We start from the raw sequence: 24,272 nt of genomic DNA, 5'->3' as shown, positions 1-24,272 counted from the left end.
TCGTGCCGAGTTTAGGAACCATCACGCTAGCTGCTGCCAGACCTGCTCCGGCTCGAGGCCCAGGGTGCGGGCGAGCCGGCGGAACTCCTCGCGCTCGGAGTCGCGGATCTCGTGGTCGGCGAGGATCACGAGATAGGCGACCCGCAGCAGGGTGCGCGACTTTTTCATGTCGCCGGCCATGCGCTGGACCTTGCCGTAGAGGATGCGCCGGGCCGAATCGCCCTCGGTCCGGACCGCGTAGATGTAGTCGTAGAGGATGTCGATCGCCTTCTGGGTGTCGAGGTGGCGCAGCACGGGGTCCTTGGCCAGGAGCTCGTCGATCCGGTAGTGCTCCGACATGAGGACCTCGTCGTCCGCCGCCGCCGTCAGGGCGCAGACCGCCATCGCCGCCTTCAGGAAGGCCTTGTCGTTGTAGCGGTTGATCTCGTCCGCCAGCTTCTCCAGCAGGGTGTCTCTGAGCACGCCGGGCGCCTCCCTAGAGCGAATCATGTTTAGATGGAACCACTTCGTGGTTGCCAACCAAACATGTGAATCCGCTCTACATCTAAAGTTCAGAGCAGATTCACCGGGTTTGATGGATCGCCTATGGCGATTCAGTCAAACCCGGATCTGCTCTAGTGTCTGCGTTCCAAGTCTAGAAGAGCCGCGGGGCAAAGCACCCACGAATTGAGCCCCCGGATCATTTTTTCTCGATCTCAGGCGGGTGCGGCGGGATGCGCTTTCCTTGCCGATCCGCGGCAAAGCAGCTATTCCCCTGCGGGCTCCGCCAGCCGCGGAGCGCAAGACGGTAAGGCGAAGAGACCCCGCAATGAGCGACCCCGGCGAAAAGGCCCTGCTGCCGGCCGGCCTCCAGGACGTGCTGCCGCCCGACGCGGCCCACGAAGCCGCGGTGGTCGAGCGCCTGATCGCGAGCTTCGCCGCCCGGGGCTACGAGCGGATCAAGCCGCCGCTGATGGAGTTCGAGGAGACGCTCCTGGCCGGCACCGGCGCCGCGGTGGCCCAGGAGACCTTCCGCCTGATGGACCCTGTCAGCCATCGCATGATGGGCCTGCGCGCCGACATGACGCCCCAGGTCGCGCGGATCGCCGCCTCGCGCCTGGCGAAGGCGCCGCGGCCGCTGCGGCTGTGCTACGGCGGCGAGGTGCTGCGGGTCGCGGGCAGCCAGCTGCGCAGCCTCCGCCAGTTCCGCCAGGTCGGCGTCGAGCTGATCGGCGCCGGCCAGGAACGCGCCGACGCCGAGGTCGTGGTCCTGGCCGCCGGCGCATTGGAGGAGCTGGGCGTCCCGGGGCTCTCGGTCGACCTCAGCCTGCCGACCCTGGTGACGGCCCTGGCCGAGGCCCTGGGCTTCGAGGCGGAGGCCGCCGGGGCGCTGCGCCAGGCCCTGGACCGCAAGGACGCCGCCGCGGTCGAGCGCCTCTCGCCCGGCAAGGACGGGGTCTTCCAGGGCCTGCTGCGCGCCGCCGGGCCGGCGGCGGAGACCCTGGAGGCGCTGGCGGCGCTCGCCCTGCCTAACCCGCTGCGGCCGACGGTCGAGCGCCTGGCCCGGGTCGTCGCCCTGATTCGCGAGGCGGCGCCCGGCCTCAGCCTGACCGTCGACCCCGTGGAGCACCGCGGCTTCGAGTACCAGACCGGCATCAGCTTCACCCTCTTCGCCAAGGACGGCCGCGGCGAGCTCGGCCGCGGCGGGCGCTACCAGGCCGAGCGGGCCGACGGCGCGCGGGAATCCTCGACCGGGTTCACGCTCTACATGGACACTGTGCTGCGGGCGTTGCCGGAGGCGGCGGCGGCGAACCGGATCTTCCTGCCCGCCGACACCGACCTCGGCACGGCCGCCCGGCTGCGCGGGCAGGGCTGGATCACGGTCGCCCAGCTCGACGAGGCGGCCGGCCCCGGGGCCGAGGCGGCCCGGCTCGGCTGCAGCCACCTGCTGCGCGACGGCACGATCGAGGAGATTTGAGCCCATGGCCAACGTCGTGGTGGTCGGCGCCCAGTGGGGCGACGAGGGTAAGGGAAAGATCGTCGACTGGCTGTCCGAGCGGGCCGACGTCGTCGTGCGCTTCCAGGGCGGCCACAACGCCGGCCACACCCTGGTGGTCGGCGAGGAGACCTACAAGCTCTCGCTGCTGCCCTCGGGCGTGGTCCGGCCCGGCAAGCTGTCGATCATCGGCAACGGCGTCGTGGTCGACCCCTGGGCCCTGATCGGGGAGATCGAGCGCCTCGCCGGCCAGGGGCTGACGGTCACGCCAGAGAGCCTCAAGCTGGCCGACAACGCGTCGTTGATCCTGCCGCTGCACGGCGCGGTCGACCGGGCCCGCGAGGCGGCCCGCGGCGATCAGGCGATCGGCACGACCGGCCGCGGCATCGGCCCGGCCTACGAAGACAAGATCGGCCGCCGCGCGGTGCGGGTGTGCGATCTGGCAGATCCGGAGCACCTGGCCCGCCGGGTCGATGCCCTGCTGCTGCATCACAACGCGCTGCTCGGCGGGCTCGGCGAGAAGACCTTCGAGCGGGACGCGCTGATCGGGCAGCTGGCCGAGATCGCGCCCAAGATCCTGCCCTTCGCGACCCCGGTCTGGCGGCTCCTGGCCGAGGCGCAGCGGGGCGGCAAACGGATCCTCTTCGAGGGCGCCCAAGGCACCATGCTCGACGTCGACCACGGCACCTATCCCTACGTCACCTCGTCGAACACCGTGGCGGGGCAAGCCGCTGCCGGCTCGGGCTCGGCGGTCCGGCGGCTCAACTACGTGCTCGGGATCACCAAGGCCTACACCACCCGGGTCGGCGCCGGCCCGTTCCCGACCGAGCTGACCGGCGAGGTCGGCCAGTGGCTGGGCGAGCGCGGCAAGGAGTTCGGCGTGGTGACCGGCCGCCGCCGCCGCTGCGGCTGGTTCGACGCCGTCATGGTGCGCCAGGCCGTCGCGGTCGGCGGCATCGACGGCATCGCCCTGACCAAGCTCGACGTGCTCGACGGCCTGGAAGAGATCAAGGTCTGCACCGGCTACCGGATCGGCGGCGAGACCCTCGATCACCTGCCCGCGCTGGGCAGCCGCCAGGCCGCCGCCGAGCCGGTCTACGAGGTCTTCGAGGGCTGGCGAGACAGCACCCGGGGCGCGCGGAGTTGGGCCCAGCTGCCGGCCACGGCGGTCAAGTACATCCGGCGCATCGAGGAGCTGATCGAGGCCCCGGTGGCCCTGCTGTCGACCAGCCCGGAACGGGACGACACGATCCTGGTGCGCGATCCCTTCGCGGTCTGACGGGCTGCGGGGAATGCGCTAAGCCGGCACCATCACCCTTCGACAAGCTCAGGGTGAGGGTGAGATGTTTCAAACATTGACCCTCATCCTGAGCTTGTCGAAGGATGACCGTGATCAAGGGTTGTAGGCTTTTTCAGCGCCCTCGAGCCCGTGGGAGCGGTTCCGTTCTTCACCGCCTCTTAACCCCCATCTGACCAAATCGGACTAGTCGCGACAGGCTAACAGGACGTCGCCGGGACGCCTGCCCGGCCGCGCCCTTTTTGGAATGCGGAGCTGAATCGACAGATGCCGGCCGAAGCCAGCACCGGGGAAGGGCTGTCTGCGGCGGACGACCGCGCCCCGGTCATCGACGGCCGTTACCGCGTCATCACGGAGAACCGTCTGCCGGAGCTCGACTCGCCCAACGCCGAGGCCTTCGAGGCCAGCGACCTGCGAACGCCGACGAACCGGGTCTTCGCGCTGCTGTGCCGCCGGGGCGCCGTGGCGCGAACCGAGACGATCGACCGCATGACGCGCACGGACATCGAGGGCGTCATGATGCCGCGGGGCTTCGGCGTTGTGGCCTGGCGCGCGACCGGCGAGCGCCGCCTGGTCATCATTCTTACGCGCCCGGGCGGCGCGCGGCTGGTTCCCAGCGGCCGGACCGCGATCGATCGGGTTCCGCCCCACGAGCTGGGCCGCCGATTCCTGCGCCCGCTGGCCGGCGCCTTGATCGCCCTGGCGGAGCGGAACGTGACCCACCGCGCCATCCGGCTCGACAACGTCTTCTTCGCCGATCCCCAGGGCGAGACCGTGGTGCTCGGCGACTGGCTCTCGGAGCCGCCAGGTCTGAGCCAGCCGGCGGTCTACGAGCCGCTGGAGCAGGCCATGGCCGACCCCACCGGGCGCAGCGCCGGCAGCGCGGCCGACGACTGCTACGCCCTGGGCGTGCTGTTGGCGGTGCTGCTCGCCGGCGAGACCCCGCACGCCGACCTGAGCGCCGAGGAATCTGTGGCCGCCAGGCTCAAGTTCGGGTCCTACTCCGCCTTGCTGGGCCAGGTCTCGGTCCCGCTCGGCTTGACCGAGCCTCTGCGCGGCTTGCTGAGCGACGATCCGGGCAAGCGCTGGGACATCGAAGACCTTGCCCGCTGGCTGGGCGGCCAGCAGCTTACCCTCAAGCCGCCGGGTCTGCCGCCGCGGGCGGCCCGGCCCCTGTCCTTCGCGGGGGAGGACCACTGGAACGTGCGCTCGCTGGCCCACGCCATGGCCAACAAGTGGGACGAGGCGCTCGGCGAGGTGGGCCAGCCCCGGCTCGCCGACTGGCTGACCCGCAGCCTCGGCGATGCCGAGCGCGCCGACCAGATCGCAAACCCCCAGGTCATCGCCGGGGCGACTGTCGAGGACGCGGTCACCGAGGAGGATCTGCACCTGGCCTGGATCCTCCTGGTCCTGGATCCGCGGGCCCCTTTGCGCTTCCGGGGCTTCGCCGTCCGGACCGAGAGCCTGGGCCGCGCGCTGGGCATGAACCTCGGCGACGCCCGGCGCGTCGAGAGCCTGCGCGCGCTGCTGCGCGCCGGGCTCCCGGATCTCTGGTTCGAGCTGCAGGAATCGAACCGGCCGGAGTATCTGCCGCTGCGCAGCCAGATCGGCCAGGCAACGACCGCCCTGGCCGAGAGGGCCCTGGGCAAGGGCCTGGAAAACTGCCTCTACCGCCTGGCCCCCGACTGGCCTTGTGTCAGTCCCCTCCTGGAGCGGGAGTACGTGGTCACGCTCGGCCACGTGCTCCCGGCGCTCGAGCGTCTGGCGGAACAGGGCCAGGCCGCCCGGGACCTGATGGACCGCCACATCGCCGCCTTCTGCCTGATCCGCCTGCAGCGCACCCCGGAACGGGCCGGCGGCAACCTGGAGAGCGGCGTCGTCAGGATCCGCTCCCTCGCCATGCTCCAACTGCTGGCGGCGGTCCAGCTGGCCACAGGTCCTGCCGCGCTGCCGGGCATCGGCCGGTGGTACGCCAAGCAGCTGGCGCCCTCGATCGAGTCCTTCCACAACCGGGACTACCGCAAGCAGGCCGCCGAGGAGGCCGAGGGCCTGGCCGCGGCGGGCGATCTGGCCGCGCTGGCCGCGCTGTTCGACAACGAGCGGCTGAGACAGGCCGACCAGCAGGGCTTCGAGGTTGCCCGGGTCGACTACCGGCGCATCGCAGAGCACATCGCCTGGCTGGAGCAGGGCGGCATCAAGGGCCCGGCCAACGTCGCCCGGGTCAGCCGGCAGGCGGCGAGCATCCTCTCGGCCCTCCTGTCGGGCGCGATGCTGATCGCCATGACCCTGCTCTATCTGGTCTAGGGGCGGCTGGTCTGGAGATGGCGCCATGAGCGGAACCAGAGCCTCGAAAGCGGGCCTCTCCAAGGGTCAGAAGATCTTCCTGCTGGTCAGCCTTCTGCCGCTCGCCGCGCTCACGCTGCCGACCCTGGTCGTGGTCGGGCTGGGCCTGCTGCCGACTGTCTCGGCCGCGATCTTCGAGCGGGGCAGCCGCAAGTCGCTGGCCGCGACCGTCGGGATGCTGAACCTGACCGGCTGCCTGCCCCTGGTGGTCGATCTCTGGTCTCACGGGCAGAGCTTCGCCGCGATCGAGCTCGTGCTGCGCGACACCATGCCCTGGATGATCGCTTTCGGTGCGGCCGGCCTCGGTTGGCTGATCTACTACGCGACGCCGCCCTTCGTGGCGACCTATCTGGCCGTGATCAGCGAGACCCGGGCGAGCGTTTTCAGGCTGAGCCAGCGCAGGCTGGCGGAGCTCTGGGGCGAGGAGGTTGCCGAAGGCCACGAGCCGGCCGAGGACACCGAGCCCCGCCGAGGTTAGCGCCGCTCGGCCGCCACGCAGATCGCCCGGTTGTCCATCACCACCCGGCCGTCGCCGTCCCGGAACGGCAGGATCGCCGCCCTGACTGCCTCGTGGGCCTCGGCCAACCGCGCTTCCGGGACGTCGTCCAGGCGCGGGTCCGGCGCACTCAGGTCCTCGCGGAACCGGAGATACTCCTCGATCGAGGCATAGCTGTTGCGGACCGTGATCTCGGCGCTTTCGAAGCCCTCGAAGCCGGCTCCTTCCAGGATCACCTTCAAGCCCTCGAGGTCCGCCAGATCGAAAGGGGAGCGCGCGCCGACCACCGCCGGCGGCAGGTCGAGCTCCCGGGCCAGGACCCGGCCGACCAGGCTGATGCTGGGAACCTCCTCGGGCCGGCCCCAGACCGCCATCGCGAAGCGTCCGCCCGGGCCGAGCAGACCGAAGACCCGCTCGAGGGTCGCCTCCAGTTCCGGCACGAACATCAGACCCCAGCGGGACAGGACAACGTCGAAGCTGGCCGCCGGAAAATCTGGCGCGGCCGCGTCCATCTCGAGGAAGGCGATGTCCGCGACACCAGCCTCGCGGGCGCGCGTCCGGCCGATCTCCAGCATGGTCGGTGCCAGGTCGACGGCGGTGACGCTGCCCTCGGCGCCGACCCGTTCGGCCGCGCTCAAGGCCGGCTCGCCGATCCCGCAGGCCAGATCGAGCACCCGATCGCCCGGCGCGACCCGGGCGAGGTCGAGCAGGCACCGGCTGACCGGCCGGGCGCCGACCTCGATCAGCGGCCACCACTTGGCCCAGGACTTCGCCACGCGGTCCCAGTGGGCGCGCTGCTCGGCCGAAACGTCGGGGGCTGCAGTCGGGTCTTGCGGCATGGCTTCGATCCGGTTCCCGGGAGCGGTCACCCTGGGGCTTAGCGCGTTGGACGGGGCGCCGCTCGCAGGGCGCAGAAAAAGGTCTGGAGCCCTTGATCACGGTCATCCTTCGACATGCTCAGGATGAGGGTAAGTGCTGGAATCCATATCGCCCTCACCCGCGCGTAGCGCAAGTGCTCCGCACTCTTGTCGAAGGGTGATGGTGCCAGCTACGCACTCACTTAGCAGTTTGCTAAAGCGAAACGCATTCCACCGGGATCACTTGCTAATCCCGGTGGAATGCGTGTGGTGCCGGAGCGGCGGCCTCAGACCGTGGCCAGCCGCTCCTTGATCGCCGCGTTGCGGATCGCCTTCTGCAGCTTCTCGAAGGCCCGCACCTCGATCTGGCGCACGCGCTCGCGGCTGATGCCGTACTCCTGGCTCAGCTCCTCGAGCGTGGTCGGGTTCTCCTTCAGGCGGCGCTCCTGCAGGATGTGCCGCTCGCGCTCGTTCAGCGCCTTCATGGCATCGACCAGGAGCGCCCGGCGCTTGGACAGCTCCTCGCTGTCGGCGAGGCGAGTCTCCTGGTTCTCGGTCTCGTCGACCAGCCAGTCCTGCCACTCGCCGTCGCCGTCGACGCGGAGCGGCGCGTTCAGCGAGTGGTCCGGCGCGGCGAGGCGCCGGTTCATCTGGACGACGTCGTCCTCGGGCACGTTGAGCGCCTCGGCGATGTGGCTGACCTGCTCGGGCGAGAGGTCGCCCTCCTCGATCGCCTTCATCTGGCCCTTCAGCTTGCGCAGGTTGAAGAACAGCTTCTTCTGCGCCGCCGTGGTGCCCATCTTGACCAGCGACCAGGAGTGCAGGATGTACTCCTGGATCGCCGCGCGGATCCACCACATGGCGTAGGTCGCCAGGCGAAAGCCCCGCTCGGGGTCGAAGCGCTTGACCGCCTGCATCATCCCGACGTTGCCCTCGGAGATCAGCTCCGAGAGCGGTAGCCCGTAGCCGCGGTAGCCCATGGCGATCTTAGCGACCAGGCGGAGGTGGCTGGTGACCAGCTTGTGGGCAGCCTCGGTGTCTTCATGTTCGCGCCAGCTCTTGGCCAGCATGTATTCCTCGTCGACCTCCAGCATGGGAAAGGTGCGGATTTCCTGGAGGTAACGCGAGAGGTTGCCCTCCGAAACCAGGACCGGGACCTTGGGGGATGAAGGCATGTCAGTTCAGTCTCCAATCTTCGGTCGGTCCGCGCCCGGGTTGCTGCCGGGGATGAAGGCCGACGATTGCCGGAATTCCGCGAACCGGAACGTAAACAACAGCACACGCGGCACCGCAGCAGATCTCGGTGACGCCGAATAAACCACTCTCAGCGCCTCGACCCCGGGTACCGCGCAATTTGAGCTGATGCACGTGGATTGACCCAATATTAGAACGACTCTAGGGTGGAGATCAAGTTCTTTATTTGTTCGGGAAATTCCCGCTCGAATAGTAGCTGCTCGTGATTTTTCGGATGGACGAAGCCCAGCGTCCGCGCGTGCAGCGCCTGGCCCGGCAGGTCGCCGATACGCTCGCGGGTCGCTTCCGGCAGGGCGCGCGCCCGCTGAGCCGCCCGGCGTCCGTAGATCGGGTCGCCCAGCAGCGGGTGGCCCTTCTCGCTCAGGTGCACGCGGATCTGGTGGGTGCGTCCGGTCCCGAGGCGGCAGTCGAGCAGGCTGACCTGGCCCCGGGCGAAGCTCCGCCGCACCCGGTAGCGGGTCACGGCGGGCCGCCCGCCGCGCGTCACCACCGCCATTTTCTTGCGGTTCCTGGGGCTGCGCCCGATGTTGCCGGTGATCTCGCCCTCGACCGGCTGGGGTACGCCCCAGACCAGGGCGCCGTAGACCCGCCGGACGCTTCGCGCGGCGAACTGGGCGACCAGGGTTTGGTGCGCCGCGTCGTTCTTGGCCACGACCATGAGGCCGCTGGTGTCCTTGTCGAGCCGGTGCACGATCCCGGGCCGGCGCACGCCGCCGACGCCGGTCAAGCTCGGGCCGCAGTGGGCGATCAGCGCGTTGACCAGGGTTCGATCAGGATTGCCGGGCGCGGGATGGACCACCATGCCGGCGGGCTTGTCGACCACGATGATGTCGTTGTCCTCAAAAACGATATCCAGAGCAATGACTTGCCCTATCGGTACGGCGGGCTCAGCCTCGGGGATCACTATGGCGAAAGTTTGGCCGGGTTTGACCCGCCTGGAGGGCTCGCCTATCGTCTCGCCGTCCAGGCTGACGAGGCCGGCCTCGATCAGAGACTTGAGACGGGAACGCGTCAGGCCGTCCAGGCGGCCGGCGAGTACGCGGTCGAGCCGCTCGCCGGCTTCCTCGTCGGCGACGGTGATCCGCTGCTCTTGTTGGAGAGCCATGATGCGCCCTGGTGTTAGGGGAGGTTGACGGCCCGTGCAAGGCCTGAAGGTGCTGGTCGTCGTTATGGGTTTCGCGATCTTCGCGATCCTCGGCGTGATCATTTTCACCGTGGCGGGCCGCATCAGCGAGCCCGACGAGGCTGAGGCCGGGTTCGGCGAGGTCCTGCTGACGCTGCCCGAGGACTGCGTGTTCGCCGGGGCCGAGCCGGCCGGCGACGAGCGTCTGGCGCTGATCCTCGAGGGGGAGGCGGGCTGCAGCATGATCGTGGTGTTCGACCTGGAGCGGGGCGAGGAGGTCGGGCGTATCGTTCTCGACGCCCCGTGACGGCGGCGCGCCGGAGTCTGTGAAGCGAGGGGAAGAGCCATGACCAACTTCTGTTCCGACAACACGGCGGGCGCCAGCCCTGAGATCCTGGAGGCCCTGACCCGGGCCTCGGAGGGCGCGGTCATGCCCTACGGAGCCGACCCGGTGACACAGGCGGTGGAAGCCCGCTTTCAGGAGTTATTCGAGACCGACTGCGAGGTCTTCCCCGTGGCCACCGGAACGGCCGCAAATGTCCTCGGTCTGGCGGTCATGACCCCGCCCTACGGCGCGATCTACTGCCACGAGAGCGCCCACATCAACGTGGACGAGTGCGGCGCGCCTGAGCTCTATACCGGCGGCGCCAAGCTGGTGCTGCTGGAGGGCGCCCACGGCAAGTTCTCGCCCGAGGGCCTGGAACAGGCGATCGGCGGCGCCGGCAACGTCCACAGCGTCCAGCCCGCGGCGGTCAGCCTGACCCAGGGCACCGAGGCCGGCACGGTCTACCGGCCCGACGAGGTCGGTGCGATCGCCGAGGTCGCCCGGGCCCACGGCCTCGGCGTCCACATGGACGGCGCGCGCTTCGCCAACGCCGTGGCCGCGCTGGGGGTCTCGCCGGCGGAGATCACCTGGAAGGCCGGGGTCGACGCGCTCGCCTTCGGCGCGACCAAGAACGGCGCCCTGGCCGCCGAGGCGGTGGTCCTGTTCAAGCCCGAGCTGGCGGAGACCGCGGGCTTCCGGCGCAAGCGCGGCGGCCACCTCTTCTCCAAGATGCGCTTCCTCTCGGCCCAGCTCGAGGCCTATCTCACCGACGACCACTGGCTCGCGAACGCGCGCCACGCCAATGCCATGGCCCGGCGCCTCGCCGAGGGCCTGGCCGCCGTGCCCGGTGTGGAGATCCTCCACCCGGTGGAGATCAACGAGATCTTCCCGCGCTTTACCAAGGCCATGGCCGAGGGCCTCAAGGCCGAGGGCTTCCTGTTCTACACCTGGGGCGGCGACGAAGACCGGGTCGAGGCCCGCCTGGTGACCGCCTTCAACACGAGGCCGGAAGACGTCGAGGCCATGATCGCCGCCGCTGGCCGCCTCTCGGGCGGCGGAGAGGTGCGCAAGTCGGCGTGACAAGGGCAGTCGGCTTCGCCAACGCGCACTTAAAAATCTGATTCGCTTGACAAATCGTCGCTAGCGGGCCATTTCTCCGCCAGTACATTGTCTCGCGATAGCGCGAAGCGCCGTTTTCTCGCGGCGCCACGTCCCGGGAACAATCAGCCAACAATCGATCCCCGCCGGCCGCGCCCGGTCGAGGGTGAAACGCCGGGACCGGAGCGCGCCGAGAGGGCCGCCTGGCCGGCCGTGTAAGGAATTCTCAGTGAAAGTACCCAGTTTTGCGGACTTCGGCCTGGCCGATCCGATCCAGCGCGCCCTGAAGGCGCGCAAGTACCAGAGCCCGACGCCGATCCAGGTGCGGGCCATCCCCGAGCTTCTCGCCGGCCGGGACCTCTTGGGCATCGCCCAGACCGGCACCGGCAAGACGGCGGCCTTCGCGCTGCCGATCCTTCAGCGGCTCTCCGAGAACCGCCGCAACACACCCCGAAACTGCCCGCGCGCGCTGGTTCTGGCGCCGACCCGCGAGCTGGCGATCCAGATCGGCGAGGCTTTCCAGGCCTACGGCCGGGACCTGCCGCTGCGCCAGGCGGTGATCTTCGGCGGGGTCAACCAGAAGCCCCAGGTCCAGGCCCTGTCGCAGGGCGTCGATATCGTGATCGCCACCCCGGGCCGCCTGCTCGACCTCCTGGGCCAGGGCCGGCTCGGGCTGGCGGCGGTCGAGTGCTTCGTGCTCGACGAGGCCGACCGGATGCTCGACATGGGCTTCGTCCGCGACGTCCGGAAGATCGTCGCGGTGCTGCCCGAGGCGCGCCAGTCCCTGCTGTTCTCGGCCACCATGCCGGGCGAGATCGGGCGCCTCGCGGGCGAGATGCTGCGCCGGCCGGTCCGCGTCGAGGTGGCGCCCCAGGCGACGCCGATCGAGCGCATCGCCCAGAGCGTCTATCACGTCGCGGCCGGCGACAAGACGGCCCTGCTGGCCGACCTCCTGGCCGACCGGGCGCTCCGGCGGGTGATCGTCTTCGCCCGCACCAAGCACCGCGCCAACCGGGTCGCCCAGAAGCTGGAGCGGCTCGCCATCGCCGCCGAGGCGATCCACGGCAACAAGTCGCAGAACGCCCGCCAGCGAGCGCTCGAGCGGTTTCGAGCGGGCCGTGTTCGAGTCCTGGTGGCGACCGACATCGCGGCCCGGGGGATCGACGTCGAGGGCATCACCCACGTGATCAACTACGAGCTGCCGAACGAGCCCGAGAGCTACGTCCACCGCATCGGCCGGACCGCCAGGGCCGGGGCCGGCGGCGCGGCCCTCTCGTTCTGCGACCCGGCGGAGCGCGGCTATCTGCGGGACATCGAGCGTCTGATCCGCATGCGCTTGGCGGTGGTCGGCGAAGAGCCCGCCCGGGTCGCCGGCGGGCAGGGCGCGCAGGAGAGCCGAGGCCAGGGCGGCAAGCCCGGCGGCGCCGGCAGGCCGAACGGGCGTTTTCGCGGCGGCGCCGGTAAGGGACGGCCGAGGGCGAGGCCCGGCGATACGCCGAACGGCAATCCGGCCGGCAAGACGGAGGCGAAGCCGGGCAACAAGCCGAAGGTCAAGGCCAAGCGCTCCAGCGCCGGCGGGGCCACGGCCAGGGACGCGCAAGCACCGCGACGGCGCAGACGGGCCGCCTGAGCGGCCCAGAGCAGATCCGGGTTTGACGGAATCGCCAGGGGCGATCCGACAAGCCCGGCGAATCTGCTCGAACAAGCAACATCGAGCAGATCCGGGTTTGACGGAATCGCCAGGGGCGATCCGACAAGCCCGGTGAATCTGCTCGAACAAACAATAGCGAGCAGATCCGGGGTTTGCCGGAAACGGGAAGCGGTTCCGTCAGGTCATGGTCCGATCCGGCGGCGCTGCGCCCGCCCGGGACCCGCGTGCCGCTAACGCTCTCTTGATGGGTTCCATGGGAGTCTGGACGTCCATCCTTTGGCACAAGGGGGCGGCCCCGCGGTGTCTTCCGCCGAGATCTACGTCGACAAGGCCCTCGCGCAGCTGCGGCGCTTCGATCTGCTGCGCGTGCCGGGCGCGGTGCCGGCCGCCATGCGGGACCCCTCGATCGAGCCGCGGGACGTCTGGAGCGGCTGGAAGGCGGTGCCCAGCACGGTCACCGACGGCGACCTGGACCGCCTGGAACGGGAGACCGGCCTCGCCTATCCGCCGCTCTACCGCGACTTCCTCAAGTACCGCCACTTCCTCTGGCTGACCGAGGTCGGCCTGCGCTTCGAGTCGCATCCCTGCAACGATTGGCGCGAGCGCCTGCGCGCGCTCTATTTCGAGGAGTGGGACCCGGCGCGGGTCCTCGGGCGCGGTCTCCTTCCCTTCGGCCACGAGAGCCTGATGGACGCCGGCCCGGCCTGCTTCGACACGCGGCGGCGCCGCGAGGACGGCGATTGCCCGGTGGTTTTCTGGGATCACGACCTGACCGACACCGAGGAGGAGATCCGGCCGCTGTTCTCCTCCTGCGCCGGCATGTTCGCCTGCCTGGCCCTGGCGGCGGACAGCGACCTCCCCTTCATCTACCACGACGCGGCCGACGACCCGCCCGACGCGCTGCCCGAGAAGCGGGAGAAACTGCGTGCCTTCCTGGCGGCCGATCCGGCGGGCGCCGGCGCGGCCGCGCGGCCCTACTGGACCGCCTGGGGCGTCGAGGCCTGACCGCACGCGTTTCCCGGCGTCAGCCGGTTCCCTTCAGGGTCTGGTCGGTCACCTCGCTGGCCAGGATGTAGCCGACGTTGCGGATCGTCTTGATCAGAGTCGGGTTGCCCGGGTCGCTCTCCAGCTTCTTGCGCAGGCGGCTGATCGAGACGTCGATGCTGCGGTCGTGGGGCTCCCAATCCCGCGACTGGGCGGCGTTGAGCAACTGGTTGCGGCTGATCGGCTGCTGGGCGTTCTCGACCAGTTCCCTCAGCAGCTCGAACTCGGCCCCGGTCAACTCGACCTCGGCGCCCTCCGGCGAGAAGAGGCGCCGGCGCACCGGATCCAGCGCCCAGCCGGAGAACACCCGCACCCTGATCTCCTCGTGACCGGGGCCGGAGCCGGGCGCCGCCTGGGCGGCCGAGCCCAGGGTGCGCCGCAGCACGCTCCGGATCCGGGCCAGCAGCTCGCGCAACTCGAAGGGCTTCGCCAGGTAGTCGTCGGCGCCGAGCTCGAGCCCGACGATCCGGTCGACCGGCGCGGCCTTGCCGGTCAGCAGGATGACCGGTGTGTCGCGGGTGCGCCTTAACTCGCGGACCAGGTCGAAGCCGTCCTCGTCGGGCAGGCGCACGTCGAGCACGATCAGGTCGACGCTGTTCTCGGCCAGGGTGCTCCGCATCGAGGTGCCGTCGGGCGCGGCCAGCACGGCGAAGCCCTCTTGCTCCAGGTAGGTCGCGACCAGCTCTCTGATCGCCTCCTCGTCCTCGACGACCAGCACGACGGTCCTGTCGGTCATGAAAACTCCGCGCCGAAACTCGAAAAAAACGTGTCTTTGGCGGCCCAGACGCTACCTTCAGTTACATATTGTAACATTCCGTAAGCGAAGACAACTATTCTGGAAGTGCTACGCGCCAAACGCGATTGGAAACATTTCGTTCTATAGGACAGATTGGAGGTGCGCGCCAGGGTTGAGTGTGCCGCTGCGTAAGCGGCCCGCGGTCCGGCGGCGACGGCGGGGCGCGCCCCGCTTCCACCTGCACCTGCACCCTTGTATCCGCCCCTCTCTTTGGCTATTTGATAAGACTTGCCGACCAACGGCCGCTCGCGTCCCCTTCGTCTAGTGGCCTAGGACATCGCCCTCTCACGGCGAAAACAGGGGTTCGACTCCCCTAGGGGACGCCAACACTTACCTAAGTGTTTGCTGCGCCGAAACTTTCAATGAAATCTGGGGCTTAGTCTTCCAACTGGTGCCCGCGACCGGTACGCTTGGAGGACGGAAGACGTGCCGCGAGGGTATCGCGTGCTCTTCCACGCGCTGAGCAGGCTGGAGAGCGAGCAGAGCCTGGGAACCGCCGCGCGCCCGGGTTTCCTTCGTCGACGACATTGGACAGGCGCTTAACCGAGCGCGTTAAATTGTTTCCAACAGTTTGACGATAGACAGTGGCTACCTTGGCTATGTTCCTGAAAACGCTTTGTCGACGAGCCGGCCTCTGGGTCTTGGCCATGCACGTGGCGGTGTGGCTCGTCATCGTTTTCGGATCGGTGGTCACTGGATCCGGCAGCTCCAACCTGGTGCATCTGCCAAGAGCCTATTTCTTGGAGGACAGCTGGATTGAATACGGCGCCGTGACGGGCGGATTGTTCCTGCTCCTGTCCGCCGTTTTTGTCTGGTCGGTCAGATCGAATTTCAGAACGGTCTGGAGGCTCACGCCTGAAAGGGATCGTCGCCTGTTCTGGGGAGAGCTCAAGTTCAACGCCATCGGTGTCGCCATGCTTCTCACGGCCTCTCTTGCGAGTGTCTCGGCGCACCATTGGATAGTGAGTGATCTGGGCAGTCTGCCCGAAGTAAAGTTTGTGAGAGTCGTGTTTTCAGAACCCAAAGTAGAAGTATCTCCCAGGACCGTCTTGGCTTGGACTTGGATCCTGCATTCCAAAGACATAGGAGTCGGTGACTCTTCCGCAGATGAAAAACCTGCACCGGACAGAGACCTGACAACGACAATGAAACAGAAGGTGGGAGAAGTTAATCGGAAAGTGGGACAGTGGTGGCGATCCGTGAAGAGACCAATCTGGTCAAGCATGGTGTTTCATGCGGTCCTCCCGTTTCACCTGGCCTTCATGACCCTCTTGTACGTCGCGCTCTGCCGAGGCCTGACGATACGACATCGCGTCATGGCCGGTTAAGAAGTCGGCGCCATGCAAGCACGGAAGCAGGGCTCCAGGTCCTCCTGCCGATCCAGTTAGATTGGCCCTGTCTCCGGGCCTCGACGAGACGCCTTCGGCTTTTGGCAGCGCTATTCTTTCCTTGCCCGCCTTCGAGCGCCGCGCCCGCGCGCGCCCGGGGCATTTGATCCGACGTTCGCCGCGTCGCGTAAATCTGTCCTGCGCTCGCAAGACAGGAGAAGCTGATGCTGCACCACTATGGAATAAGGACCCGGCGCTTACTCGTTCACGGCGCCCTCGGGACCATCATCGGTAGCCTCGCGGTGATCGTGGTTCTGACTCTGAACGTCTTCGGACTCGGAACGATGGTCAGCCAGATGGAGCACGCGACCTTCCACCTCTCCATCATGCTGTTCAAACCTTCGATGCTCTTCGGGGTGGCCGCCGTTGGTCTGTCCATGCTGCTGCAGCTCCAGGCGTCCGCCGGCCGTCCGGAACGCCGCGTCGCCGCTGTTCACTCGCGCGGATGACCCCGAAGGACCGGGCAGTGACTCTAGCTGGATAGGCAGTGTCGCGGTGCCGGCGCACCCGTGTCGCGCCGGTCTCCGGGCCCCGCTCCACGAGATCCGGCCCGGGCAACACCCCATAGGCGCGTTGATGGCAATCGGCACGACATCCGAATTCGCTTCCGCCGAATCCGCGGCGCCGGAAACCGCCGCCAGGGTTCTTCAGAGGAGCGGCGCAGACCAGCTACACTTGCCCGGGCCAACCGGCAGGGCGTCGAGGGGTCGTGTTGGGCGGAGCGAAGGCGGGACCGGCTCGGCCCTCGCGTCAGATCCGCTCCTCCACTGGACGATGCTGATCGCTCTCGTGGTCATGTGGGGCAGCTCCTTCGCACTGACCAAGGTCGCGGTTTCGGCGATCGCTCCCGAGAGCGTCGTGGCGGGGCGGCTGGTGATCGCAGGCGGCGTGCTTTTCGGCCTGCTCCTGATCACGGGAAGGCGCGTGCCGACGGAGGGGCGTCTCTGGGTGTTCTTTGTGGCGATGGCCGTGCTTGGCAATTGCCTTCCCTACTGGCTCATCTCCTGGGGACAGCGGTCGGTGGATAGCGGCGTGGCCGGAATTCTGATGGCCGTGATGCCGCTGGTCACGATCGTCCTGGCGCATTTCTTCGTTAAGGGCGACCGCATGACGTGGCGCAAAGGCGCCGGATTTCTGGTCGGCTTCCTCGGCGTCGTCGTTCTTATGGGGCCCGATGCTCTGCTTCAGGTTCAGGGGCAAGGTTCGCAGATCGTCGCCCAGCTCGCCATCGTCGCCGGTGCGGTCTGTTACGCGGTGAACACGATCATCGCGCGGCTGTGTCCCGCGAACGACAGCATCGTCGCGGCCACAAGCACCACGATCGGCGCAAACCTGCTGTTCTTGCCGACGACCGTGGGCGACTTCATGCCGGTGGTGTGGGACCTGGATTTGTCTTCGCTGCTGGTGATCGTCGTCCTCGGCGTCGTCTCGACCGCTCTTGCTCCTCTCGTCTATTTCGATCTCGTCCGCCGGGCCGGGCCCAGCTTTCTTTCGCAAATCAACTACCTGATCCCACTGTGGGCCGTTCTCACCGGCATGATATTTCTCGGGGAGACGCCGGACTGGAGTGCGGTGGCCGGCATGGGGCTGATCTTGGCCGGCATTGCCGTGGCTCAGATCGTTCTTCCCCGCCAGCGGCGCGACCGAAAGGCAGCCGCCTAGAACGGATCATGTTTAGATGGGACCACTTGGTGGTCTCCAACTAAACATCTGAATCCGCTCTACATTCTAGGTTTAGAGCAGATTCACCGGGTTTGATGGATCGCCTCCGGCGATTAAGTAACCCGGATCTGCTCTAGGGTCATGGATCGGCGTGCCACGGCTCCGACCGATTGTCCGCGGCGACGAGGATCGGGTCATCCACTTCTCGGCGTTGCTCGTAAATCCTTCGGTACTCACAGAGGCGGCAGGGCAATGACGGATACACCCGAGCAGATCGTAATCGACGCGGACGACAGCGATGTCTGCCGCCTGGACATCATGTTCGTCGCCAGGCAGCTCGGCAGTGCGGATGATTCCGACGGGGAAGCCGCCGCCAGCGAACGGGGCTGGATCGATGCCGTCGGAGAGGTGACTCCCGCGGGGCGCGAGGTTGTGGAAGCGCTCAAGGGGCAGGCGCATACCCGCTCCGTGTTTCGCTCCTTCGGCTAACGGGCGATCGCGAACACCGCAAAGGCCGAACGAAAGGGTGCTGGCGACCCCGGCGCCTACGCAGCATCCCTGGCCGCGGGACGAACAGCGTAGGCGACGTCGCGAGGTGTCGCGTCGGCGCCATTGACCGGAAAGATGTCGTGGGGGCAGGCCGAGAGCGCGACGATGACGTCCATCTCGGCGCGCAACACGACATGATCGTCAGGGGCCGAGACCGGCGGGGCGATCTCGAGCCGTCCGGTGGGGCCAACCGGGACATTCATGAAAAGGTTGAGCGGCGCCGGTGGCAACGGCGGAGCGATGCCGAGCTTCCGCAGGCCATCGGCCATGTTGTCGGCGCAGTTGGCGTGGTCCTCGCAACCTAGTTCCTTGTAGCGGGCGGCATCGCAGCAGGGGATCAGCGTGTCGTGGACGCCGGGCGAGGTGTCTTCGGCGAGCGTGAGGATCGGCCGCCTGAGGTTGGTGACGAAACTCTCGCCGACGGCCGGCGTGAGCCTTCGGCAGGCGTTGCGTGTGTGGGGCATCGACATCCATTCGTCGAGGTCTTCGGCGTTGAATGCCCAACAATCGACCACCTGGGAGCCATAGAGGTTGACGATCCTGAGCGCCTCTCCCCTGGCGACCCGCATCGCCGTGCCGGTGCGCGCGGCGAGCCTCGTAAGCTCTGGTTCGGTCACCGGTTCATCCTCCCTGTGGAGCGGACGAGCGCTTAGCCTATTTCATACGCTCCCCATTGCGAAGCGCGGACAAAGTCCATGACCGATACCCGCTCGTCAGCGGGCGCTCTCGGGTGGCTTGCGCGCCGACCGGATTCCGGTCAGGCTCGATGGGATCGCGGGCCTTCGCCTAGAGCAGATCCGGGTTTGATTGAATCGCCGGAGGCGATCCATCAAACCCGGTCAATCTGCTCTAAACCTAGGATGTAGAGCGGCTTCACATGTTTAGTTGGCAACCACGAAGTGGTTCCATCTAAACATGATCCGCTTTAGGGCCTGTTGACACTCACGTCGCGCTCCTGGTCCGAGTGAAATCGGCCTGCTGTTAGGCGCGAGGAGGAAGGACATGCCGAGCATATTCAACGACGAGCAACGCGGCAGCGGGCCGATTTCGCCGGATCCCTTCGGGACGGGGCGCATTTGCGCCGGGGAGGCGTCGCGGAAGGCCTTGTGGGGCCCCACCCCACGGCGCCTCCCGCTCCTAGCCCCGGCGCAAATGCGCTCCCGCCAGGAGCGCGCCGTGAGTGTCAACGGGCCCTAGGGAAACGCCGGTTGAAATGACTTTGATGCCCTCGGCAGCAAGGCTGCCGCGCTCGTGACGCTCGCGACGTCCCCGGCTAACGCGATCGAATCGCTGATCGCCGTTTCCCTGCTGGCCCTGGTCCATCTCTTCGTGAAGCTGCTGGATCGTCTCGGCAGCGCCGCGCGCAACGCGCTGCTGTCCGCGGGCGCGGGGGCATCGCTCGCCTATTGCCTGATGCGCATACTGCCCAAGCTGGCGGAGAAGCAAGACAGCTTCATAGCGAGCGCCGATACCGGGCTGCGCGGATTTCTGGAGCACCACGCCTACCTCGCGGCCATGGTGGGCCTGGTCGCCTACTACGGCGTTTCGCGCGTCGCCACCTACGGCGCTCAGGGGCCAAACCTCACGTCGCCGCTACGCTATCACGCGGCCGCCGCCGCGACCGTGATCGGCTATTGCGCCTACAGCGTGCTGATCGGCTATCTGATCGTCAATCGCCTCCACCTCGGCCTCCTGTCCATGGGCCTGATCGTGTTCGGCATGGGGGCCCTGTTCCTGGTCACCGACTACGGTCTGCGCAAGCAGCGTCCGGAGGTCTACGAGCGCCGGAGCAAATGGCTCCTGGCCGTCTCCCTTCTGCTCGGCTGGGTCCTCGGCGTGCTGATCGAAGTCTCCACCAACGTCGTCGCCCTGTGGTTCGCGTTCCTGGCCGGCGTCATGCTGATCTCGACCATCGGCGAGAAGATGTCGATGGAGCAGCGCGGTTCGTTCTGGCCGTTCCTGGCCGGCGTGACCGTCTTCACCGCCCTGATCCTGTTGCTCGAGCACTTGCCGCAGGCCGACTTCTGATCGTCGGCGCCCGAACGGAGCGGGCGGCGAGCCGGCAGGTAGGCTGCCCGACTACTTCGGCGCCGCGACGCGGAAGAACAGGCTGTAGATCACCGGCACGACGCCCAGGGTGAGGACGGTACCGAGCGCGAGCCCGAAGGAGATCACGATCGCCATGCCGTAGAACAGCGGGTCCTGCCAGACGATCAGCGGCATGAGGCCCAAGAGCGTGGTGATCGTGGTCATCAGGATCGGCCGGAAGCGCGAGACCGCCGCGTTCACGATCGCGTCGTAGGGTTCGGCGCCGGCCTTGCGCTCGGCCTCGATGCTGTCGATCAGGATGATGCCATTGTTGATGATGATGCCGGCCAGGCTCAGGAGGCCGAGCAGCGTCATGAAGCCGAAGGGCGCGCCGGTCACCAGCAGCCCCACGATCGAGCCGACGACGGCCATGGGAATGGTCAGCAGGATGATGCCGGCGCGGCGCACCGAGTTGAACTGCCAGACCAGCAGGATGACGATCAGCATGCCGGCCAGGGGGAAGCTCGCGAAGAGATGTCCCTGTGCTATCTCCGCGTCCTCCAGTTCGCCGCCCATCTCCCAGCGATAACCGGGCGGCAGGTCGAGGGTCTCGATGGCCGGCATCATGGCCTCGACCAGCTGACCCGCCTTGAGATGGACGTGGTTGGCGCTCACCGTGATGGTGCGCTCCAGGTTGCGCCGGTTGACGAAGTAGGGGTCCCAGACGGTCTGGATGTCGGCGATCTGCGTGAGCGGCACGTTGGTGCCCCTGGCGCTGGAATAGACGTTCATGGCCGAGAGGCTCGACAGCTGATCGCGCTCGCCCTCGACGCCGCGCAGCATGACCGGGATCACTGCGTCGCCCTCGCGGTAGTCCGTGATCGTGCCGCCGCTGACGAAGGCGCCCAGCGTGCTGGCGATGTCCGCCGAGGTCACGCCCGCGCGTCGCGCCCGGTTCTGGTCGACCACGACCTCGACCTTGAGGACCCGGTTCTCCCAGTCCTGCTTGGCGTGGATGGTGCCGGGGATGGCGCGGAGCCCGTTCAGCAGGTGCTCCGCCCGCGACATGAGGACGGTCTCGTCGGCGCCGCTGATGCGGAACTCGACCAGGCCGGTCTCCGACGCCCCCAGCCACATGGCCTTCACCTGGCCCTGCGCCTCGGGGTAGGTGACCTCGATATGGCGGCGGGTCCGCGCCAGCATCTCGGGGACCTGGGTGTTGGACTCAGTCTCCACCAGGAGGAAGGCGACGTGGGGGTCGGGATTGATCGGCGTGAGGGAGAGGAAGAAGCGCGGCCCGCCGCTGCCAGCGTAGGCGACGGTACTTGTGACTTCGGGATTGATCGACCCGTCCTTCAGCCAGTCGCTCAGGCCCCGGACCACCCGGGTCGTCTCGTCGATATGCGCTCCCGCCTCGAGGTCGATGTAGACCAGGTACTGGTTGCGGTCGTTGGCCGGAAAGAACTCCTGAACCACGAAGCGCGACAGAAGAACCACGGCGAGCACGATGGTGGCGACCACCGCGATGCAGATCGTGCGCTGCCGCAGGAGCGTCTCGAGAAAGACCCGATAGCGCCGGTAGAAGGGGGAGTCGTAGAGATCCGTCTTCTCGGTCGCCTGCCCGGTCTGCGGCGGGGCCTTGAGGAACCAGTAGCACATGGTCGGGGTCATGAACATCGACATGAACCAAGCCCCCATGAGGACCAGGGTCACGACCTGTCCGATCGACCGCGTGTACTCGCCGACGCTGCCGACGGCGAGCGCGATCGGCATGAAGGCGAGGATCGTGGTCACCGTGGAGGTCAGGAGCGGCAGCCCCAGGTTCCGGCCCGCGTCGATCGCAGCCTGCTTGCGGTCCTCGCCCTGCTCGATCCGGTTGCGGATGTTCTCGGCGACGACGATCGCGGCATCGACCATCAGGCCCAGGGCGATGATCATGGTCGCGATCGACATGCGCTGCAGTTCGACGTCGAGCACCGACATGCCGATCAGGCCGAGCAGGATGGTCAGCGGTACGAAAGACCCGACGATGAGGCCGGTCCGCACGCCCAGGAAAAGCACGACCACGATGAGCACGATGACCAGCGTTTGGGCCAGGTTCACCAGAGCGCCGTTGACCGCCCGCTCGACCAGGACCGGCTGGAAGGTGGCGTACTCGAGGAAGTAGCCGAACGGCAGGGTCTGCTTGATCTCCTCGATCCGCTGGGTCAGGCGGTCGCCGAACTCGACCGAGTTGACGCCGTCCAGGATCGTGACGCTGAGCACGATCGCCGGACTGCCGTTGAAGAAGACCGGCCGGTCGGCGGGGTCGGCGTAGTCTCGCCTGACCTCGACGATGTCCTTGAGCGGGATCGTCTGGTCGCTGTCGGGCAGGGGAATGAGGACCTCGGCGATCTCCTCGACGCTGTCGAAGGTCCCGGTCGCCTCGATGGAGACGTTCTGGCCGTAGGCGTCTATCACGCCCCCGGGCAGCAGGATGTTCTGGTCCCGCAGCGTCTCGACGATCATGCCCGGCCGTATCCCGAGCCGCGCCAGCCGCGTGTTCGAGACCTCCAGGAACACCCTTTCCTGTTGGACACCGAAGGTCTCGACCCGTTCCACCCCGGCCAGGGCGTCGAGCCGTCGCCGGGCCTCGCGCGCCACGCGGCGCATCTCCTCGAGCGAAAAGCCGTCGCTCCACAGGGCGATGGTCGCCACCGCCGTCAGGCCGACGTCGTCGTTGACGACGGGGCCGATGGTCCCGTCCGGCAGGGTCGGCCTGAGGTCGTCCATCTTGTTGCGCAGGTCCTTCCAGACCAGGTCGATGTCCTCGCCCTGCACCCAGTCGTCCAGCTCCAGGTGGACGATGGAGGTTCCGGCCTTGGAGTAGGACCAGATGTCGTCGACCTCGCCGATCTCGCGGACCTTTTCCTCCACCTCGAAGGTGATCAGGTCCTCGATCTCGTAGACGTCCATCCCCGGGAACGAGGTCACGACGATGGCCTCGCGGATCTCGATCGAGGGGTCTTCCTGGCGCGGATAGTCGAGAAAGATCAGAAACCCGACCAGGGGGATGGCGAGCAGGAAAATGACCGTGATTCGGTTGGTCTCGATCGCGAACTCGGTGATCTTTCCGAACATGCTCCGGGCCCTAACCCGGGGCCCCGCCGCCGGCCGGCGGCGCCATGAGTTCGACAGCCTGACCGTCGACCAGGAAGTTCGCCCCAGCCGTGGCCACGATGTCCCCGGCCGCGACGCCGGTCACGGCGACCATGTTGCTTGCCAGCGTGACCGTGGGCTTGACCGGCGTACGGCGCACGGTTCCGCTCCCGGGTTCGTAGACGAAGACGAAGCCCTGCTCCGGCCCTTCGCCGGGGGTGACGGCCGAGAGCGGGACCAGGTAGCCGGTCTCACCGGCCTCGTCCGCCAGGGTCACCGTCACTTCGGCCGACATGCCGGGGCGCATCCCGGCCGGCGGCTCGATCAATGCCGCGTTGACCGGGAAGGTGTTGCCGGCGCCCGCGGCGCTGCCGACCTCGGTGACCAGGGCCTCCACCGCCTCTGCGAACTGGGGAAGCTTGACCGAGGCCGGCATGCCCAGAATGATCTGCGCGATGGTCGTTTCGGGCACCCCGAAGGCGGCGTCCAAACCGCCCTCGGCATCGATCCTGAACAGTTCCTGGCCGGCGCGGACCTCGACGAAGGCATCGACCGTTCGGAGCGAGATGAACCCGTCGAAGGGGGCGGTCAGCGTCGTGTTTCTGAGGTCTCTCTCGGCCAGGCTGAGCCTGGCGACCGCGTAGTCGACGCGGCTCAGGGTGGCGCGATAGTCGCGCTCCGCGTTGTCGAAACGGGCGCGCGCGACCCATCCCTGCTCGTAGAGGGTCTTCTGCCTCTCGTACTCCGCCTTCGCCTGCGCCAGGTTCGCCCGAGTCGTCTGGAGATCCGCCTGGGCCGCCTGCACGCTCAATTTGAAGGGCTCCTGGTCGAGCACCGCCAGGACCTGTCCCGCGGTCACCTGATCGCCCTGATTGACCGCGACCTTCTGCACGTTGCCGGTGATCTGGAAGCTCAGGCTGGAAGAGTCGCTGGCCTCGATGACGGCGGAGAACCGCCGGACCTGGCCGCTGGCCACTTCGGTAACGGTAAAGGTCCTGATCGGCCGTGCGGGCTGCTCGATCGGCGGCGGCTGCTCGTCGCAGGCCGCCGTGAAAGCCAAGAGCACCGTGCACAAGCCGAGCCGAATCGCAGTCGAGCGCATCCCATCCCCCCTCTCTCTCCCGCGTCGCTGGGCCAGCCCGCCGCGCGGCGTTGGCGGGCCGAGCCTCGTTCACCCTACACCGTGGGCGTCCCGCACAAACTTGCTCTGGGTCACAGTGGCGGCAGACGAGCCGTGACTCTAGAGCA

Annotated in this window: 21 protein-coding genes and 1 tRNA gene; 14 read left to right on the top strand and 8 right to left on the bottom strand. The window is 67.8% G+C overall.

Going from position 1 to position 24,272, the window contains the following annotated elements:
• Positions 1–21: 21 nt before the first annotated feature.
• Positions 22–462, bottom strand: a complete 441-nt coding sequence (locus tag QNJ67_08230) for a TerB family tellurite resistance protein (protein MDJ0608952.1) — start codon at positions 460–462, stop codon at positions 22–24.
• Positions 463–808: 346 nt separating this feature from the next.
• Here QNJ67_08230 and QNJ67_08225 point away from each other — a divergent pair, with 346 nt between their 5' ends.
• From QNJ67_08225 to QNJ67_08210, 4 genes are all read left to right on the top strand, one after another.
• A complete protein-coding gene (locus QNJ67_08225) occupies positions 809–1,957 on the top strand; it encodes an ATP phosphoribosyltransferase regulatory subunit (GenBank protein ID MDJ0608951.1) in 1,149 nt (382 codons plus the stop codon).
• 4 nt (positions 1,958–1,961) lie between these two features.
• Positions 1,962–3,254, top strand: coding sequence for an adenylosuccinate synthase (locus tag QNJ67_08220; GenBank protein ID MDJ0608950.1), 1,293 nt, complete (start codon positions 1,962–1,964; stop codon positions 3,252–3,254).
• 285 nt (positions 3,255–3,539) lie between these two features.
• The gene (locus tag QNJ67_08215) at positions 3,540–5,576 is read left to right on the top strand and encodes a hypothetical protein (GenBank protein MDJ0608949.1); all 2,037 of its coding nucleotides are present in this window, start codon (positions 3,540–3,542) and stop codon (positions 5,574–5,576) included.
• Positions 5,577–5,601: 25 nt separating this feature from the next.
• Entirely contained in the window at positions 5,602–6,093 is a 492-nt protein-coding gene (locus QNJ67_08210; protein ID MDJ0608948.1) for a hypothetical protein, read from the top strand.
• Here the strand turns inward: QNJ67_08210 and QNJ67_08205 are convergent.
• The 3 genes from QNJ67_08205 to QNJ67_08195 all read right to left on the bottom strand — a co-directional run bounded on the left by QNJ67_08205 (position 6,090) and on the right by QNJ67_08195 (position 9,327).
• Entirely contained in the window at positions 6,090–6,950 is an 861-nt protein-coding gene (locus QNJ67_08205) for a class I SAM-dependent methyltransferase (GenBank protein MDJ0608947.1), read from the bottom strand. The genes QNJ67_08210 and QNJ67_08205 overlap by 4 nt on opposite strands.
• A 305-nt stretch (positions 6,951–7,255) precedes the next feature.
• On the bottom strand, positions 7,256–8,143 hold the full coding sequence (gene rpoH / locus QNJ67_08200) for an RNA polymerase sigma factor RpoH (GenBank protein ID MDJ0608946.1): 888 nt from the start codon (positions 8,141–8,143) through the stop codon (positions 7,256–7,258).
• Positions 8,144–8,352: 209 nt separating this feature from the next.
• A complete protein-coding gene (locus QNJ67_08195) occupies positions 8,353–9,327 on the bottom strand; it encodes an RluA family pseudouridine synthase (protein ID MDJ0608945.1) in 975 nt (324 codons plus the stop codon).
• 34 nt (positions 9,328–9,361) lie between these two features.
• On the opposite strand from QNJ67_08195, the gene QNJ67_08190 reads away from it, so the two are divergent.
• The 4 genes from QNJ67_08190 to QNJ67_08175 all read left to right on the top strand — a co-directional run bounded on the left by QNJ67_08190 (position 9,362) and on the right by QNJ67_08175 (position 13,424).
• Positions 9,362–9,652: a hypothetical protein gene (locus QNJ67_08190; protein MDJ0608944.1), complete on the top strand. Its 291-nt coding sequence runs from the start codon at positions 9,362–9,364 to the stop codon at positions 9,650–9,652.
• 39 nt (positions 9,653–9,691) lie between these two features.
• A complete protein-coding gene (locus QNJ67_08185; protein ID MDJ0608943.1) occupies positions 9,692–10,750 on the top strand; it encodes a low specificity L-threonine aldolase in 1,059 nt (352 codons plus the stop codon).
• A 247-nt stretch (positions 10,751–10,997) separates the two neighbouring features.
• Positions 10,998–12,398: a DEAD/DEAH box helicase gene (locus QNJ67_08180; GenBank protein MDJ0608942.1), complete on the top strand. Its 1,401-nt coding sequence runs from the start codon at positions 10,998–11,000 to the stop codon at positions 12,396–12,398.
• Between the two features lie 321 nt (positions 12,399–12,719).
• Positions 12,720–13,424 (top strand): SMI1/KNR4 family protein, encoded by a 705-nt coding sequence (locus QNJ67_08175; protein ID MDJ0608941.1) that lies wholly within the window; start codon positions 12,720–12,722, stop codon positions 13,422–13,424.
• A gap of 19 nt (positions 13,425–13,443) precedes the next feature.
• Here the strand turns inward: QNJ67_08175 and QNJ67_08170 are convergent, their stop codons facing one another.
• A complete protein-coding gene (locus tag QNJ67_08170) occupies positions 13,444–14,199 on the bottom strand; it encodes a response regulator transcription factor (GenBank protein ID MDJ0608940.1) in 756 nt (251 codons plus the stop codon).
• A 310-nt stretch (positions 14,200–14,509) separates the two neighbouring features.
• Here QNJ67_08170 and QNJ67_08165 point away from each other — a divergent pair.
• The 5 genes from QNJ67_08165 to QNJ67_08145 all read left to right on the top strand — a co-directional run bounded on the left by QNJ67_08165 (position 14,510) and on the right by QNJ67_08145 (position 17,798).
• Positions 14,510–14,585: transfer RNA gene (locus QNJ67_08165), tRNA-Glu, on the top strand.
• A gap of 321 nt (positions 14,586–14,906) precedes the next feature.
• The gene (locus QNJ67_08160) at positions 14,907–15,587 is read left to right on the top strand and encodes a hypothetical protein (protein ID MDJ0608939.1); all 681 of its coding nucleotides are present in this window, start codon (positions 14,907–14,909) and stop codon (positions 15,585–15,587) included.
• 224 nt (positions 15,588–15,811) lie between these two features.
• Positions 15,812–16,096 (top strand): hypothetical protein, encoded by a 285-nt coding sequence (locus tag QNJ67_08155; GenBank protein ID MDJ0608938.1) that lies wholly within the window; start codon positions 15,812–15,814, stop codon positions 16,094–16,096.
• A 325-nt stretch (positions 16,097–16,421) separates the two neighbouring features.
• Complete coding sequence (locus QNJ67_08150; GenBank protein ID MDJ0608937.1) at positions 16,422–17,309, top strand: DMT family transporter; 888 nt, start codon at positions 16,422–16,424, stop codon at positions 17,307–17,309.
• Positions 17,310–17,561: 252 nt separating this feature from the next.
• Entirely contained in the window at positions 17,562–17,798 is a 237-nt protein-coding gene (locus QNJ67_08145; protein MDJ0608936.1) for a hypothetical protein, read from the top strand.
• 56 nt (positions 17,799–17,854) lie between these two features.
• Here the strand turns inward: QNJ67_08145 and QNJ67_08140 are convergent, their stop codons facing one another.
• Complete coding sequence (locus QNJ67_08140; protein MDJ0608935.1) at positions 17,855–18,475, bottom strand: urea carboxylase-associated family protein; 621 nt, start codon at positions 18,473–18,475, stop codon at positions 17,855–17,857.
• A gap of 634 nt (positions 18,476–19,109) precedes the next feature.
• On the opposite strand from QNJ67_08140, the gene QNJ67_08135 reads away from it, so the two are divergent.
• Positions 19,110–19,886 carry a hypothetical protein gene (locus QNJ67_08135; protein ID MDJ0608934.1) on the top strand — a complete coding sequence of 259 codons (777 nt, stop codon included), beginning with the start codon at positions 19,110–19,112 and terminating at the stop codon, positions 19,884–19,886.
• A gap of 51 nt (positions 19,887–19,937) precedes the next feature.
• Here QNJ67_08135 and QNJ67_08130 read toward each other — a convergent pair whose 3' ends face one another.
• Together QNJ67_08130 and QNJ67_08125 are read right to left on the bottom strand one after the other, a co-directional pair.
• Positions 19,938–23,006, bottom strand: coding sequence for an efflux RND transporter permease subunit (locus QNJ67_08130; GenBank protein ID MDJ0608933.1), 3,069 nt, complete (start codon positions 23,004–23,006; stop codon positions 19,938–19,940).
• Between the two features lie 10 nt (positions 23,007–23,016).
• Complete coding sequence (locus tag QNJ67_08125; protein MDJ0608932.1) at positions 23,017–24,126, bottom strand: efflux RND transporter periplasmic adaptor subunit; 1,110 nt, start codon at positions 24,124–24,126, stop codon at positions 23,017–23,019.
• Positions 24,127–24,272 lie beyond the last annotated feature (146 nt).

The sequence above is a fragment of the Kiloniellales bacterium genome, from assembly GCA_030064845.1.
Lineage (GTDB): Bacteria > Pseudomonadota > Alphaproteobacteria > Kiloniellales > JAKSDN01 > JASJEC01.
This window is presented reverse-complemented; position numbering and strand designations above follow the sequence as displayed.